A 14115-nucleotide genomic window follows, 5' to 3' on the forward strand; every position below is an offset into this window, starting at 1 on the left:
GTCCGTCCGGACGCCGAGGACCCGTTCCCGCCGGGTCGCACCGGGGTGAGCGCGAGGGGCGGCGTCGCTCGGACACAGCGAGGGGCCGTGGCACACGTGCCACGGCCCCTCGCTGTGTCTCGGCCCGCCGGCGCTCGCCCGCCGTCGCCCGTGCGGGACGCCGGACCAGGCTCAGCCTCGTCGGCGCCGGGCCCCCGAGACGATCGACCCGACCACGAGCGTGAGACCCGCCGCGGCGAGCACGACGATCGTGGCCAGCCCGAGGTCGACCCGCGCGCCGAGCGCGGCGGCGAGGACGACGACGCCGAACGCGACGATGACGAAGCCCCACACGATCGTGGAGACGCGAGGGCCGCGCCGGACGGGCGGCGGGGGTTCGACGGGTGCGGCGGGCACGGTGGGCGTCGTGGACGTCCCCGGGAGGGACGGCTCCGCGGGCGGGACCGCGCCGGAGGTCGGGCCGGACGTCGTCGGGCCACCGGGTGCGGCGAGCGGGTGCGCGGGGGCTGCCGGTCCGGGCACGTCCAGGACGGAGGTCTCCCCGTCCTGCGCCCGCACGGCGGGCAGGGGCTCCGTGGGACGCGGGTCGGACACCGACCGCGCGGCGAGCGGCTCCGTGGCCGGATTCTCGGTGGACAGCGGCACCGTCGGGTGGGCGTCCGCCTCCGCGTCCCGGGCCTGCGGGGTGTCGAACAGCTCGTCGCCGAGCGGCCGCGTGTCGTCGTCGCGGCGTGCTGAGTCGTTCATCAGTCCTCCTCGATCGTGATCTGACCGGCCCCGACCTCGACCCGCAGCACGAGCAGCGGGTCGTCGCCGGACTGGACCTCGTCGTTGTCGAACGTGACCGGCTGCGTGCTGACGCCGCCGATCTCCTGCCGGTCACCGTCGACGTGCCAGCGGGCGTTCCCCGCGAGCACCTGGACCTCCGCGCGCACCGGGACGCCGTCGGGCACGACGACGGTCGCGTCCCCGGCGCCGAGCTGGACCGGGACCTCGACGGGAGAGGTGCCGGACGCGTCGGACAGGTCGAGCCCGGAGAGGTCGATCGTCGGGTCGCCGAACGTCACGCCGAACCCCTCCTCGGCCACGTCCGGGTCGGTCACGCGGTGCGTGCCGTCCGTGACGGTCCGTACCGAGTCGTCCAGGAAGAACGTGAACGGGGCCGACCGCCATGCGGACGCCGGGAGGGCGACGACCAGCAGGAGCACCGCCAGCCACCCGAGGCCGCCGCTCGTGCGCCCACGCAGGCCGCTCACGACGATCGCGAGGCCCGCGAGGATCCCGGACAGCCCCGCCCAGGTGAGGAACACGGGCCAGGGCAGCTCGCCCTGGCGCTCGACGACGAGGAGGAACGCGCCGAGCAGGAGGCTCAGGCCGACGACCACGCCCGTCGTGGTCGCCCCGGGACCCCGCGGTCGCGGGGGCTTCGACGGCTGGGGGGCGCGCGGAGGCCTCGGGGGCTGCTGCGCGGACGGGTTCCGCGGTCCCTGGTGCGCCCGCTGCGGAACGGTGGGGGTCGCGCCGAGCGGTGCGCCCGGGGCGTACGGGGGAAGGGGCGCGGTGACGCCCGGCGCGGTCGAGGCGTACGGGCTCGCCTCGGCGGACCAGGTCACCCGGTCCTGGGGCCCCGACGGCGCGGTACCCGACGGCGTCCCGGGGGAGCCCCACGGGGCGTCGGTCGGCGTGGGGCCGCCACCGGCAGCGCCGGGACCGTGGCCCGGTGCGCCCGGACCGTAGCCAGGTCCACCGTGACCGTAGCCAGGTCCGGCGGGACCGGCGCCCGGTCCGCCGGGGCCGTACCCGGTGGTCCCGGGACCACCGGCGCCGGGAGCGCCCGGGCCGCCCGGCCACGGGGGAGCCTGCGGCGGTGTGCCCTGAGGTCCCCCGGGGGCCGCGCTGCGTGAGCGCGGAGACCACGACGACCGCCACGGTGACGAACGCCGCGACCCAGAACAGGCCGGTCAGCCACCCCAGGTGGAGCGCGTCCCACCACGACCACCAGCCGCCGCCCCAGGAGAACCCGACGACGACGAACGCGGCCGCGCCGAGCAGCGCGACGTCCACGTTGCCGCGGAACGCCTCCTGGAGGTGGATGCGACCGTCGCGGCGCTCCGGGAGCAGCGCCCACGCGGCGCCGTACAGGACGAGCCCGGCGCCCGAGAGGAAGAACGTCACGAACAGGAGCCCGCGCACGATGAGCGGGTCGATCCCGAACCGCTCGGCGACGCCGGACGCGACACCACCGATCCACCGGTCGTCCCCGCGGTAGATGCCCACGCGTCGGACGGCGTCGAAGAAGCCGTCGGTGCCGTTCGGGCGGGTCGCGCCGGGGCCCTGCTGCGGACCCTGCGGGGGGCCCTGCGGCGGACTCTGGCCGGGGTCGGTCGGGCCGGCGGGGCCGCCCCACGCGGGGCGGGGACCGCTCGCCCCGGGAGGGACGGTGCCCGGCTGTGCGCCGGACGTGTCGGCGGCGCCGCCGGAAGGCCCGGGCGGGGTGCCGGGTCCGGGAAGGTCGGGAGTGCTCATGACCACCATGCTGGCCTCGGCGCCGCGTCGCCGGTATCGGGTGCCACCCTGACCCGACCCTGAACCGGCCGCCGCGCGACCCTGGTTTCCCCGTCCGGGGACGCTCCGGGCGCCCGGGACGTGTGACGATCGGGGGGTGACGACTCCTGCCCGTCCCGGCCCGCGGCCCGGCGCACCGACCGGTGCCGGGTCCGGTTCCCGACCGCGCGACCTGCCGCTGCGCCGCCCCGAGCGCGGCCGGTGGGTGGCCGGCGTGTGCGCGGGGCTCGCGGCGCACCTGGGCGTGAGCGTCGGGGTCGTGCGCCTCGTGATGGCGTTCCTCGGGCTCGCGGGCGGCGCCGGCGTCGCGCTCTACGTGTTCTGGTGGCTCACGGTGCCGTCCGGCGACCCGGCCGCGGCGCGCGACGAGCAGCGCCCGGCGTCGTTGTCGCGCCTCGCGCCGCGGCTCCAGGGCAGCGTGCGCCGGCTCCCCGTGCGCGACGTCGCGATCGGCGTGGTGCTGCTGGGCGGCGCCGCGCTGCTCGTGGCGCTGCGGACCGGCGTCGACGTCGAGGTCTCCTGGGTCATCCCCGTCCTCATCGCGCTCGCGGGCGCGGCGCTCGCGTGGAGCCAGCTCGACGCCGTCGAGCGCGGCCGGCTCCTCACCCGGGCCGGCGGCCGCACGCCGGCGGGCGTCCTGCGCATCGCGGGCGGGGTGGTGCTGGTGCTCGTGGGCATCGTCCTCCTCGTGGGGCAGGACGCGCGGCCCACGCAGATCGTGCGCGCGGCCGTCGCGGCGGTCGCGGTGCTCGCCGGCGTCGCGATCGTGCTCGCCCCGTGGTGGCTCAAGCTCGTGCGGGAGCTCGGGAACGAGCGCGCCGCGCGCGCCCGCGAGGCCGAGCGCGCCGACATCGCCGCGCACCTGCACGACTCGGTGCTCCAGACGCTCGCGCTCATCCGGGCGCGGTCGTCGGACGCCGACACCGTCGCGCGCCTGGCGCGCGCCCAGGAACGCGAGCTGCGCGAGTGGCTCTACGACGACCGACCCTCGCCCGGGACGTCGCTCGCCGCCGAGCTGCGGGGGCTCGTCGCGGAGGTCGAGGACGGGCGCGTGGGCCGGCGTGCGGAGCCCATCGGGGCGCCCGTCGGGTCGACCGGCGGCGGGGTGACCGGCGAGGCCGACCCCGGTCCGGTCGTCGTGGACGTCGTCGTGGTGGGGGACTGCACGCCCACCCAGGAGACCGCGGCGCTGCTTCAGGCGACGCGCGAGGCGCTCGTCAACGCCGTCGCGCACGGCGGGCCGCCCTACTCGGTCTACCTGGAGGTCAGCGACGCCGCCGTCGAGGTGTTCGTGCGCGACCGCGGGGACGGCTTCGACATGGAGGACGTCGCGCCCGACCGGTTCGGCGTGCGGGAGTCGATCCTCGGCCGGGTCCAGCGGCGCGGCGGCAAGGCCGAGATCATCAGCAGGCCGGGGTGGGGCACGGAGGTACGGTTGCGCGTGCCACGGGCCGTGACGGGAGAGCCCGAGCCCGCCCGCCCGCCGTCGGGCACCCCGTCGAGCGCCCCGTCGAACCAGGAGGACCCGTGACGACCATCCCCAGCACGCCCGCCGACGGCGTCCCTGCGACCGGCCCCGTCCCGGTGGTGCTCGTCGACGACCACCACATGTTCCGGGCGGGCGTGCGCGCGAGCCTCGACCCGGCGCTCGTCGCCGTGGTGGGGGAGGCGGACGACGTCGAGTCCGCGGTCGCGCGCGTGCACGAGCTGCGGCCCCCGGTCGTGCTGCTCGACGTGCACCTGCCCGGCGGGAACGGGGGCGGCGGCGCCGAGGTCATCCAGCGCTGCGCCGACCTGCTCGGCGACGTGCGGTTCCTCGCGCTGTCGGTGTCCGACGCGGCGGAGGACGTCGTCGCGGTCATCCGCGCCGGGGCGCGCGGGTACGTGACCAAGGCGATCTCCGGGCCGGACCTGTCGGCGGCCGTCGGGCAGGTCGCGGGCGGCGACGCGGTGTTCTCGCCGCGCCTCGCCGGGTTCGTGCTCGACGCGTTCGGCACGGGCGCGGGCGACGTCGCGGTGCGCGACGACGAGCTCGACCGGCTCTCGGCCCGCGAGCAGGAGGTCATGCGCCTCATCGCGCGCGGCTACACCTACCGCGAGGTCGCGTCCGAGCTGTTCATCTCGATCAAGACGGTCGAGACCCACGTCTCCGCGGTCCTGCGCAAGCTCCAGCTCTCGTCCCGCCACGAGCTCACCCGCTGGGCGGCCCAGCGCCGCCTCCTGTAGCCCCGAGGCGTTGTGGGCATGAGATGGGCCCGGTTCTCGACCGAGAACCAGGCCCATCTCATGCCCAGCTTCAGGGGGTCGGTGGCCAGGCGGGGGAGAGGGTGACGACGTCGCCCACGACCGTGACCGCCGGGGGGCGGACGCCCGCCTCGCGGGCACGGTCGGCGATGGTCGCGAGCGTGCCGACCGTCGTCCGCTGGCGCGGGCCGTAGCCGTCCTCGACGACCGCGACGGGCGTCTGCGGCGAGCGGCCCTGTGCGACGAGCGCGGCCGCCGTCTCCGCGAGCCGCGAGACGCCCATGAGCAGGACGACCGTGTGGTCGCTCGCGGCGGGGACCTTGCCCACGTCCTCGTGCCCGGTGAGCACGGTGAACCCGCGCGACAGGCCGCGGTGCGTCACCGGGATGCCCGCCGCGGCGGGCACGGAGACGGCGCTCGTCACGCCCGGCACGACCTCCACCGGGATGCCGTGCTCGCGGCACGCGTCGAGCTCCTCGCCGCCGCGCCCGAACACGTAGGGGTCGCCGCCCTTGAGCCGCACGACCCGCCGCCCGACGAGCGCGTGGTGCACGAGGATCCGGTTGATCTCCGCCTGCGGCACCGGGTGGTGGCCCGGCGTCTTGCCGACGTCCACGACCTCGACGTCGTCGCCGAGCTCGGCGAGCAGGCCGCGCGGCCCGAGCCGGTCGACCACGACGACGTCCGCCTCCGCGAGGAGGCGGCGTCCCCGCACGGAGATCAGCCCGGCGTCGCCGGGGCCGCCCCCGACGAGCGCGACGCTCCCGAGCGGCCGCACGAGCGGTCCGGAGACGGCGCCGGCGAGGTGGGCGTCGTCGTCGGCCGCGGGCCGTGCACGTTCCGGGCGCACGGCCCGGAGCGGGAGCTCTCCCGCCTCGAGCAGCGCGGCGACGGCGTCGCGCACCCGCTGGGCGCGGCGCGGGTCCCGGCCCGCGTTGACCGACACCGTGACCTCTGCGGCCTGGCCGAGCGAGACGTCGCGAGCAGGGTCGCCCGCAACGTCACCCGGAACCGTGCTCGGGACGCGCGTGCGCGCCACGGCGGGCACCCACGCGGTCGCGAGGTCCGCGTCGCCCGCAGCGACGCAGAAGACCCGGTCGGACTCGGCATCGGCGGCGACCTCGGCGTCCACGTGGGGGTCGCCGGTCGCGGTGTGGACGAGCCACGCGCCGTCGAGGTCCCCCGTGAGGTAGTCGCGCCGCACCCACGACAACCGCGCGCCGCGGTCCCGGGGCGCGCCCGCGTGACCGTGGGCGCCCCCCGCGTCCTCGGTCCCGTGGACCGCGAGCAGCTCCGCGAGGTCCTCGCACACGAACGGCGCGACGACCGACACGACGGCGCCCGCGTCGAGGAGGCCGCGCGCGCGCCGCGCCGCGACGGGACCGCCGCCGACGACGACGGTCCGGCGGCCGTCGAGACGCAGGCCCAGGGGGTACGTCTCGTGCTCGGGCGCGGTCACGGGTTCCAGCCTAGATCGCGTACGAGCCGGGCCGGGACGCCGGACGGCGGGCGGCGGCGAGCGCGTCGCCGACCATGCCGGCAGCGAGCGTGCCGCCGTCCTGGCCGTCGACGAGCAGGAACGCGCCCGTCCGCCGGGCCACGACGTACTCCTCGGCGGCGACGGGCGACGCGAGCCGCAGCGTCACGCGGCCGATGTCGTTGAGGTCGAGCCGCTCGGCGGGCTCGAGCTCGGCGGTGTCGAGGTCGAGCCGCCCGACGACGTCGCGCACGACGGCCTGCACCGTGCGCGTCGTGTGCTTGAGCAACACGCGCGCACCGGGCAGGAGCGGGCGGTCGCTGAGCCACGCGACGGTGCCCTCGACGTCCTGCGTGACCTCGGGCGCCTCCGCCGCGGAGGCGATGAGGTCGCCGCGCGCGACGTCCACGTCGTCGGCGAGGCGGATCGTCACGGACTGCGGCGCGAACGCCTCCGTGAGCTCCTCGCCGGACGCGAGGGAGTCTGCCGTGTCGATCCCGACGACGGTCGTGCGGCGACCGGACGGCAGCACCACGACCTCGTCCCCGACCGTCACGACGCCCGACGCCACCTGGCCGGCGTACCCGCGGTAGTCGCGGTAGCGCTCGTCGGCCGCGGCCTGCGGGCGGATGACGACCTGGACGGGGAAGCGGAACGCCTCGGTCTCCGGGTCGTCGCCGGTCGGGAGCTCCTCGAGCAGCTCGAGCAGGCTCGGGCCGTCGTACCAGGGCGTGTTCGCGCTCGCCCGGTCCACCACGTTGTCGCCCACGAGCGCGGACACGGGGATGGTGTGGACGTCGCCGACGCCGAGCGACGTCGCGGCCGCGCGGATGTCCGCCGCGAGCTCCTCGTACCGGGCCTCGCTGTAGTCGACGAGGTCGATCTTGTTGACCGCGACGACGACGTGGGGCACCCGCAGGAGGCTCGCGACCGCGAGGTGGCGGCGCGTCTGCTCGAGCAGGCCCTTGCGCGCGTCGATGAGCAGCACGACGACGTCCGCCGTCGACGCGCCCGTCACCGTGTTGCGCGTGTACTGCACGTGCCCGGGGCAGTCGGCGAGGATGAACGACCGGCGCGCGGTCGCGAAGTACCGGTATGCCACGTCGATGGTGATGCCCTGCTCGCGCTCGGCGCGCAGGCCGTCGGTGAGCAGCGCGAGGTCGGCCGACTCGAGCCCGCGGTCGCGCGAGACGCGCTCGACCGCGTCGAGCTGGTCGGCGAGCACGGACTTCGAGTCGAAGAGCAGGCGGCCCACGAGCGTGGACTTGCCGTCGTCGACGGAACCCGCCGTCGCGAGGCGCAGCAGCGTGCCGCGGCGCGCGTCGTCGAGCGGCGGCGCCGCGTCCTCGGTGACGGTGCCGGTGCTGGTCTGGGTGCCCATCAGAAGTACCCCTCCTTCTTGCGGTCCTCCATGGCGGCCTCGGAGAGGCGGTCGTCGGCGCGGGTCGCGCCGCGCTCGGTGATGCGCGTCGCCGCGACCTCCGCGATGACGTCGTCGACGCCCGTCGCGTCCGAGCGCACGGCGCCGGTGCACGACATGTCGCCGACGGTCCGGTACCGCACCGTCTCGGTGCGCAGGGACGCCGTCTCGGCGTCGGTGCGGGGCTCCGAGTACGGCCCGACGGCGAGCAGCATCCCGTCACGGTCGAACACCTCGCGCTCGTGCGCGTAGTAGAGCTCGGGAAGCTCGATCCGCTCGCGCGCGATGTAGCGCCACACGTCGAGCTCGGTCCAGTTCGAGAGCGGGAACACGCGCACGTGCTCGCCCGGGCGGTGGCGCCCGTTGTAGAGGTTCCACAGCTCCGGGCGCTGGTTGCGCGGGTCCCACTGGCCGAACTCGTCGCGCAGCGAGAACACGCGCTCCTTGGCGCGCGCCTTCTCCTCGTCGCGACGGCCGCCGCCGAACACGGCGTCGAACCGGTGGCCCGAGATCGCGTCGAGCAGCGGCTGCGTCTGGAGGGGGTTGCGCGTGCCGTCGGCGCGCTCGCGCAGGCGGCCGTCGTCGAGGTAGTCCTGCACGCTCGCGACCTCGAGCCGCAGGCCGAGGCGCTGCGCGGTCGCGTCGCGGTAGGCGAGCACCTCGGGGAAGTTGTGGCCGGTGTCCACGTGCAGCACGGGGAACGGCACCGGGCCGGGCGCGAACGCCTTGACCGCGAGGTGCAGCATCACCACGGAGTCCTTGCCGCCGCTGAACAGCAGCACGGGCCGCTCGAACTCGGCGACGACCTCGCGGATGATGTGGATGCCCTCGCTCTCCAGAGCGTCGAGCTGCGCGAGGCGGCGCCCGCCCGGCAGCGCCGTGGCGGGGACCGGCGCAGCCTCTGCGGAGGCGCCGGCAAGAGCACCGGCGGGGGAGCCCGGTGCGTCGGTCGTCAGGTCGATGGTCGTCATGCCCGTCCTCATACGTGGAGTCCGCACTCTGTCTTGTCGAGCCCCGCCCAGCGGCCGGCCCTCGGGTCCTCGCCCGGCGCGACGCGCCGGGTGCACGGCTGGCAGCCGATCGACGGGTAGCCGTCGTTCAGCAGGGGGTTGAGGATCACCTGGTGCCGTGCGGCGTACGCGAGCAGGTCGTCGAACGACCAAGCCGCGAGCGGGTTGATCTTCACGAGCCCGTTCTTCTCGTCGAAGGTCACGAGCGGGGTGCTCGTCCGGGTCGGCGCCTCGTCGCGGCGCACGCCCGTGACCCACACCTCGTAGCCCGCGAGCGTGCGGTGCAGCGGCTCGACCTTGCGCATCTGGCAGCACAGCGCCGGGTCGCGAGCGAACAGGTCCTTGCCGTGCGCCGCGTCCTGCTGGGCGACGGTGAGCTCGGGCCGGACGTCGACGACCGTCACGTCCATCTGCTGCTCGACGGCGTCGCGCGTCCCGACCGTCTCGGCGAAGTGGTAGCCCGTGTCGAGGAACAGCACGTCGACCCAGGGGATCTGCGCCGCCACGACGTGGGGGAGCACGGCGTCGGCCATGGAGCACGCGACCGCGACGGACGTCCCGAACTCGCGCGCCGCCCAGGCGATGACCTCCTCGGCCGTCGCCTCCGGGCGGGTCGCGCCCTCGACGCCGGGCGTGCCCGCGCCGTGCAGCAGCTCCGCGCCGCGCCGCGCGATCTCGCGCAGCTCGTCGAGGGACCGCTTCTCGCGGCCCTGCTCGACCTGCCGGGCGCGCTCCGCGTGGTGCGCCGCCTTCGCGCTCTCGCGCTGCTCGGCCTTCGCCCTCGCCGCGGCGCGCAGCGCGGCCAGCGGGTCGGTGGTGCCCGACCGCGGGGTGCCGGCGGTGGTGGTCGTCACGCCCTGGTCCTCGCTCACTGGAGCGCCTCCTCGTCGGCTCGGTGCGCCCACTCGGCGAAGGTCTCGGTCCCGTCCTTGTCGGCCTCGTACCGCCGGACGACGCGCTCGACGTAGTCGGGCAGGTCGGTCGCGGTGACCTTGAGGCCGCGCACGGTGCGGCCCATGCCGGCGACCTCGCGGTCGTCGGACGCCAGGCCGCCGCCCAGGTGGACCTGGAAGCCCGGGACCTGCTCGCCGTCGTCGTCCATCACGAGCTGACCCTTGAGCCCGATGTCCGCCGTCTGGATGCGTGCGCACGAGTTGGGGCACCCGTTGACGTGCAGCGAGAGCGGCTTCATGTGCGACAGGTCGCCGAGCCGCTTCTCGAGCTCGTCGATCGTGGCGGTCGCGGTGTCCTTGGTGTCGACGATGGCGAGCTTGCAGTACTCGATGCCCGTGCAGGCGATCGTGCTGCGGCGGAACGGGCTCGGGTTGGCGTCGAGCCCGTTGGCCTTGAGCGTCGAGACGACGTGCTCGACCTGCTCGTCCGGGACGTCGAGCACGAGGAGCTTCTGGTGGGGCGTGAGGCGCACGCGGTGCGAGCCGACCGACTCGGCGAGGTCGGCGACGTTCGCCAGGATCGTCCCGGACACGCGGCCGACGTACGGCGCCGCACCGACGTAGTTGAGCCCGTCCTTCTGCTTGTGCACGCCCACGTGGTCGCCGGGCACGGGCGGCTTGGGGGCCGGCGGGCCGTCGGGCAGCGCGTACCCGAGGTACTCGGTCTCGAGGACCTCGCGGAACTTCTCGGGCCCCCAGTCGGCGAGGAGGAACTTGAGGCGCGCCTTGTTGCGCAGCCGGCGGTAGCCGTAGTCGCGGAAGATCTGCACGACGCCGTGCCAGACGTCGGGCACCTGCTCCTCGGTGACGAACGCCCCGAGGCGCTCGCCGAGGCGCGGGTTCGCGGACAGCCCGCCGCCCACCCACAGGTCGAACCCGATGCCGAGCTCGGGGTGGCGGTGCGCCACGAACGCGACGTCGTTGATCTCGTGCACGACGTCCTGGCTCGGGTGCCCGGTGAGCGCGGTCTTGAACTTGCGCGGGAGGTTCGCGAGCTCGGGGACGCCGATGTACTTCTCGGTGATCCCCGCGACGGCCGGACCGATGTCGATGAGCTCGTCGGCGGCGATCCCCGCGACGGGGCTGCCGAGCACGACGCGCGGGACGTCGCCGCACGCCTCCGTGGTCTGGAGGCCGACGGCCTCCAGGCGGCGCCAGATCTCCGGGACGTTCTCGACCTCGACCCAGTGGAGCTGGATGTTCTGACGGTCGGTGATGTCGGCGCTGTCGCGGCCGAAGTCCTTCGAGATGTCCGCGATCACGCGGAGCTGCTCGGTCGTCAGGGCGCCGCCGTCGATGCGGACCCGGAGCATGAAGTACCGGTCCTCGAGCTCGTGCGGCTCGAGCGTGGCCGTCTTGCCGCCGTCGATCCCGGGCTTGCGCTGGGTGTACAGGCCCCACCAGCGGAACCGCCCGTGCAGGTCGTCGCCGGTGATGGAGTCGAAGCCCTCCCGCGCGTAGATCGTCTCGATCCGCTCGCGGACGGACAGCCCACCGTCCTCCTGCTTCCACTTCTCGTTGCCGTTGAGCGGCTCGGTGCCGTCGACCTTCCACTGCCCGTTCGGCCGGGCGGCGCGCGCCGGGCGGGCCGGCCGCTCACCGGTGCGGGCCGGGCGCTCAGGTCGGGCCGGGGTGGCGTCCGGCACCGTCGTGACCTGCGTCATCGGTGTTCCTCGTGTCCTCGTTCGGGGGCGGGGACGCGCGACGGCGAGCGCTCAGCGAGGGTGCGAGTGGCTGAGGACCGACGGCGCGCGCCGGTTCTCAGGGGTTCTCGGAGAGAGAGGCGAGCCGTGGCTCGCGCTGAGTCGGGCGCGGTTCAGCGACAACAGCTGAGACACGTGTGCGCGCACGCCGGCATCCCGTGACGCGAGGTCACGAGGAGGGTGCGGGCTGCCGTGGTCATGCCCTGAACGATAGCGGGGGTCCAGCGGCGTGGACAGCCCTGGTCCGCATGGTGGGAAACCGGAAATAGTAGACCGTTCTAGTCTGGTTTGTCGAGCCCTGGCCGCTCGCTATGGCCCGGGCGGTGCGCACCGCGCGACCTGGACGCATCTCACTTTGTGCAAACTTTCACGACAGGGTCGTCAGCAAATAGGATGGCGCCATGGAGTTCCTCTACAACGTCTTCGTCGCGCTGCACTTCATCGGGTGGGCCATCGTCCTCGGCGGCTACCTCGCGTCCCTGCGTTCGCCGGGCCTGTACAAGGGCGTCTTCCACGGTGCGCTCACCGCGCTCGTCGCGGGGATCGCCATGGTGGGCATCGGCGAGGCGTCGGTCTGGGGCGACGGTGGCCCGGACATGGCCAAGATCGCCGTCAAGCTCGTCATCGCGCTCGTCATCGCCGTGCTCGCGTTCGTCGCCAAGCGCCAGGGGGCCAAGGCGGCCGACGGTGCCGTCGCACCGGGCGTCAAGCACGCCATCGGTGGCCTGACCCTCGTGAACATCCTCGTCGCGGTCTTCTGGAACTGACCGCAGCGACCCGGCCGGGGCCCGTCGACGGATCGTCCGTCGGCGGGCCTTCGTCGTCACCGGAGCATTGACGAGCAACTATGTGCATGGTCCACTAGTCGCATGGTCCTTCGATATCTCGTCCTCGGGCTCCTCACGGTCCGGCCCATGACGGGCTACGACCTCAAGCGCGCGTTCGACTCCTCCGTGCGCCACTTCTGGGCGGCCGACCGGTCGCAGCTCTACCGCACCCTTGCCGCGATCGTGGAGGCGGGGCTGGCCGAGGTCGAGGTCGTGCCCCAGGAGAGCTACCCCGACCGGAAGGTCCACACGATCACCGACGCCGGCCGCGCGGCGCTGCGCGGCTGGCTCGCCTCGCCGCTCGCGCCCGAGGACTCGCGCGAGCCCTTCCTCGGCCGGCTGTTCTTCGCCGACCAGCTCGACGACGACGGCGTCGCGGGGCTCCTCGCGGCCCGACGCGCGCTGGCCGAGGAGACGGTCGCGACGCTCACCGCCGAGGAGGAGCGGGTCGCGGCGGTCCTCGCGGGCGGCGGCCCCGACGCGGACCGCGTCCGGGGCACCCGCGGCCTCGCCCTGCGCCTCGCGACGCTCCGCCACGGGCTCGCGCACGCCCGCACCGAGCTCGCGTGGCTCGACGAGACCGAGCGGGAGGTGCTCGCGTGACCGCGCCGGACGTCGTCGTGCACCACCCCGCCACCCGCCCTGGCGCGCCGGGCACGGGTGCCGTCTCCGTCGTCCTGCTGCACGGGGGCAACGTGGCGTCGTGGATGTGGGAGCCGCAGGTCGAGGCGCTGGACGACCTCGACGTGTGGACGCCCGACCTGCTCGGCTTCGGGAGCCGGGGGGACCAGGTCCCCGCGTCGCTCGACGCGGTCGTCGACGACGTCGCCGCGACGGTCTCCGCGTTCCCCGCCGGGCGGGAGGTGCACGTCGTCGGGCTGTCGTTCGGCGGGATCGTCGCGCTGCGCCTCGCCGCGCAGCACCCGGGACTCGTGCGCTCCGTCCTCGCGTCCGGTGCGGTGGTCGACGGCGTGCCTGGCCTCGCCGGCGCGTTCGGCCGCGCGCAGCTCCGGGTCTGGGACCGGCCCTGGTACTGGCGGGGCCAGGCCGTCGCCATGGGCATCCCGGCGGACGCGCGCGACCTGTTCGTGCGCTCGGGGCTCGCGATCCGCCGCGAGACCATGGCGCGGCTGCTGCCCGACGTCTACGGCGGGCGCTGGCCCGACGGCCTCGCGGAGTCGGGAGCCCGTGTGTTCGCGGTCGCGGGCGGCCGGGACCTGCGTGCCGCCCGGGGCGCCCTGGCGACGATCGGGCGCCGCGTGCCCGACGCAGTCGTCCGCCTGGCGCCCGGGATGCACCATCAGTGGAGCGCGGAGGACCCGGACCTGTTCAGCGCGATGATCCGGTCCTGGGTGGTCGACGGCGTCGCGCACCCGCGACTGGTGCCTCCCCCGGGGCGTGCGTAGCGCGCCCGACGTGCGAGGGTTTCCCCCGTGAGCGTCGGTGGAGAGGTCCTCGTCGGGCTGACGATCCTGGTCGGCCTGATCGGGATCGTCGTGCAGGTCCTGCCCGGGAACGTGCTCGTGCTCGGCGCGATCCTCGTGTGGGCGATCGTCACGGGCGGCACCGCGGCGTGGGTCGTCTTCGCCGTCGCCGCGGTCCTCGTGGTCGCCGCCGAGGTGGCGCAGTACGTCCTCGCCGGCCGCCACATGCGCCGGGCGGACGTCCCCTGGTCGACCCTCGTGTGGGGCGGGATCGCGGGCGTCGTCGGGTTCTTCGTCATCCCGGTGATCGGGCTCTTCATCGGCTTCGTGCTCGCCGTGTTCGTCGCGGAGCTCCTGCGCCGCCGCGACCGTCGCGCCGCGTGGCGCGCGACCGTCGCCGCGATGCAGGCCACGGGCATCACGATCCTGGTCCAGCTCCTGGGGGGCCTCCTCGCGGCGGCGACGTGGGGCGTGGGGCTCGCGATCACCTGA

Annotated in this window: 13 protein-coding genes and 1 pseudogene; 6 read left to right on the forward strand and 8 right to left on the reverse strand. The window is 75.1% G+C overall.

The window, feature by feature from the left end; all coding sequences use genetic code 11:
- Positions 1-171: 171 nt before the first annotated feature.
- From FB00_RS11590 to FB00_RS22040, 3 genes and pseudogenes are all read right to left on the reverse strand, one after another.
- Entirely contained in the window at positions 172-747 is a 576-nt protein-coding gene (locus FB00_RS11590; protein ID WP_047233069.1) for a hypothetical protein, read from the reverse strand.
- Positions 747-1385 carry a LiaF domain-containing protein gene (locus tag FB00_RS11595; protein ID WP_156186382.1) on the reverse strand — a complete coding sequence of 213 codons (639 nt, stop codon included), beginning with the start codon at positions 1383-1385 and terminating at the stop codon, positions 747-749. Before FB00_RS11595 ends, FB00_RS11590 begins: the two co-directional genes overlap by 1 nt.
- A 736-nt stretch (positions 1386-2121) precedes the next feature.
- Positions 2122-2535 (reverse strand): annotated as a pseudogene (locus FB00_RS22040) (PspC domain-containing protein); the annotation flags it as partial.
- Between the two features lie 127 nt (positions 2536-2662).
- On the opposite strand from FB00_RS22040, the gene FB00_RS11605 reads away from it, so the two are divergent.
- Both FB00_RS11605 and FB00_RS11610 read left to right on the forward strand, forming a co-directional pair.
- Positions 2663-4096, forward strand: coding sequence for an ATP-binding protein (locus FB00_RS11605; protein ID WP_082141244.1), 1434 nt, complete (start codon positions 2663-2665; stop codon positions 4094-4096).
- Positions 4097-4173: 77 nt separating this feature from the next.
- Positions 4174-4791, forward strand: coding sequence for a LuxR C-terminal-related transcriptional regulator (locus FB00_RS11610; RefSeq protein WP_156186385.1), 618 nt, complete (start codon positions 4174-4176; stop codon positions 4789-4791).
- A gap of 70 nt (positions 4792-4861) precedes the next feature.
- Here FB00_RS11610 and cobA read toward each other — a convergent pair whose 3' ends face one another.
- The 5 genes from cobA to FB00_RS11635 all read right to left on the reverse strand — a co-directional run bounded on the left by cobA (position 4862) and on the right by FB00_RS11635 (position 11333).
- On the reverse strand, positions 4862-6268 hold the full coding sequence (cobA, locus tag FB00_RS11615; protein ID WP_047233072.1) for a uroporphyrinogen-III C-methyltransferase: 1407 nt from the start codon (positions 6266-6268) through the stop codon (positions 4862-4864).
- A gap of 10 nt (positions 6269-6278) precedes the next feature.
- Positions 6279-7667 carry a sulfate adenylyltransferase subunit 1 gene (locus FB00_RS11620; protein WP_047233073.1) on the reverse strand — a complete coding sequence of 463 codons (1389 nt, stop codon included), beginning with the start codon at positions 7665-7667 and terminating at the stop codon, positions 6279-6281.
- Entirely contained in the window at positions 7667-8677 is a 1011-nt protein-coding gene (cysD, locus tag FB00_RS11625; RefSeq protein WP_082141245.1) for a sulfate adenylyltransferase subunit CysD, read from the reverse strand. Before cysD ends, FB00_RS11620 begins: the two co-directional genes overlap by 1 nt.
- 8 nt (positions 8678-8685) lie before the next feature.
- Complete coding sequence (locus FB00_RS11630; protein WP_231581816.1) at positions 8686-9369, reverse strand: phosphoadenylyl-sulfate reductase; 684 nt, start codon at positions 9367-9369, stop codon at positions 8686-8688.
- A 215-nt stretch (positions 9370-9584) separates the two neighbouring features.
- Positions 9585-11333: a nitrite/sulfite reductase gene (locus FB00_RS11635; protein ID WP_047233074.1), complete on the reverse strand. Its 1749-nt coding sequence runs from the start codon at positions 11331-11333 to the stop codon at positions 9585-9587.
- A gap of 440 nt (positions 11334-11773) precedes the next feature.
- Between FB00_RS11635 and FB00_RS11640 the strand changes: the two genes are divergently transcribed.
- From FB00_RS11640 to FB00_RS11655, 4 genes are all read left to right on the forward strand, one after another.
- Complete coding sequence (locus tag FB00_RS11640) at positions 11774-12139, forward strand: hypothetical protein (RefSeq protein ID WP_047233075.1); 366 nt, start codon at positions 11774-11776, stop codon at positions 12137-12139.
- Positions 12140-12241: 102 nt separating this feature from the next.
- Entirely contained in the window at positions 12242-12802 is a 561-nt protein-coding gene (locus FB00_RS11645; RefSeq protein ID WP_047233076.1) for a PadR family transcriptional regulator, read from the forward strand.
- Complete coding sequence (locus FB00_RS11650) at positions 12799-13605, forward strand: alpha/beta fold hydrolase (RefSeq protein WP_052877615.1); 807 nt, start codon at positions 12799-12801, stop codon at positions 13603-13605. The genes FB00_RS11645 and FB00_RS11650 overlap by 4 nt, the downstream gene beginning before the upstream one ends.
- Positions 13606-13632: 27 nt before the next feature.
- Positions 13633-14115, forward strand: coding sequence for a DUF456 domain-containing protein (locus tag FB00_RS11655; protein WP_047233077.1), 483 nt, complete (start codon positions 13633-13635; stop codon positions 14113-14115).

It is taken from the genome of Cellulosimicrobium funkei, from assembly GCF_001019615.1.
In the GTDB taxonomy this organism is placed as follows: Bacteria; Actinomycetota; Actinomycetes; order Actinomycetales; family Cellulomonadaceae; genus Cellulosimicrobium; species Cellulosimicrobium cellulans_E.

Coding starts and splice junctions, on each gene's coding strand:
- FB00_RS11620 (WP_047233073.1), bottom strand. CDS start 7,667: ATGGGCACCCAGACCAGCACCGGCACCGTCACCGAGGACGCGGCGCCG.
- FB00_RS11610 (WP_156186385.1), top strand. CDS start 4,174: ATGTTCCGGGCGGGCGTGCGCGCGAGCCTCGACCCGGCGCTCGTCGCC.
- FB00_RS11645 (WP_047233076.1), top strand. CDS start 12,242: ATGGTCCTTCGATATCTCGTCCTCGGGCTCCTCACGGTCCGGCCCATG.
- FB00_RS11635 (WP_047233074.1), bottom strand. CDS start 11,333: ATGACGCAGGTCACGACGGTGCCGGACGCCACCCCGGCCCGACCTGAG.
- cysD (WP_082141245.1), bottom strand. CDS start 8,677: ATGACGACCATCGACCTGACGACCGACGCACCGGGCTCCCCCGCCGGT.
- FB00_RS11640 (WP_047233075.1), top strand. CDS start 11,774: ATGGAGTTCCTCTACAACGTCTTCGTCGCGCTGCACTTCATCGGGTGG.
- FB00_RS11590 (WP_047233069.1), bottom strand. CDS start 747: ATGAACGACTCAGCACGCCGCGACGACGACACGCGGCCGCTCGGCGAC.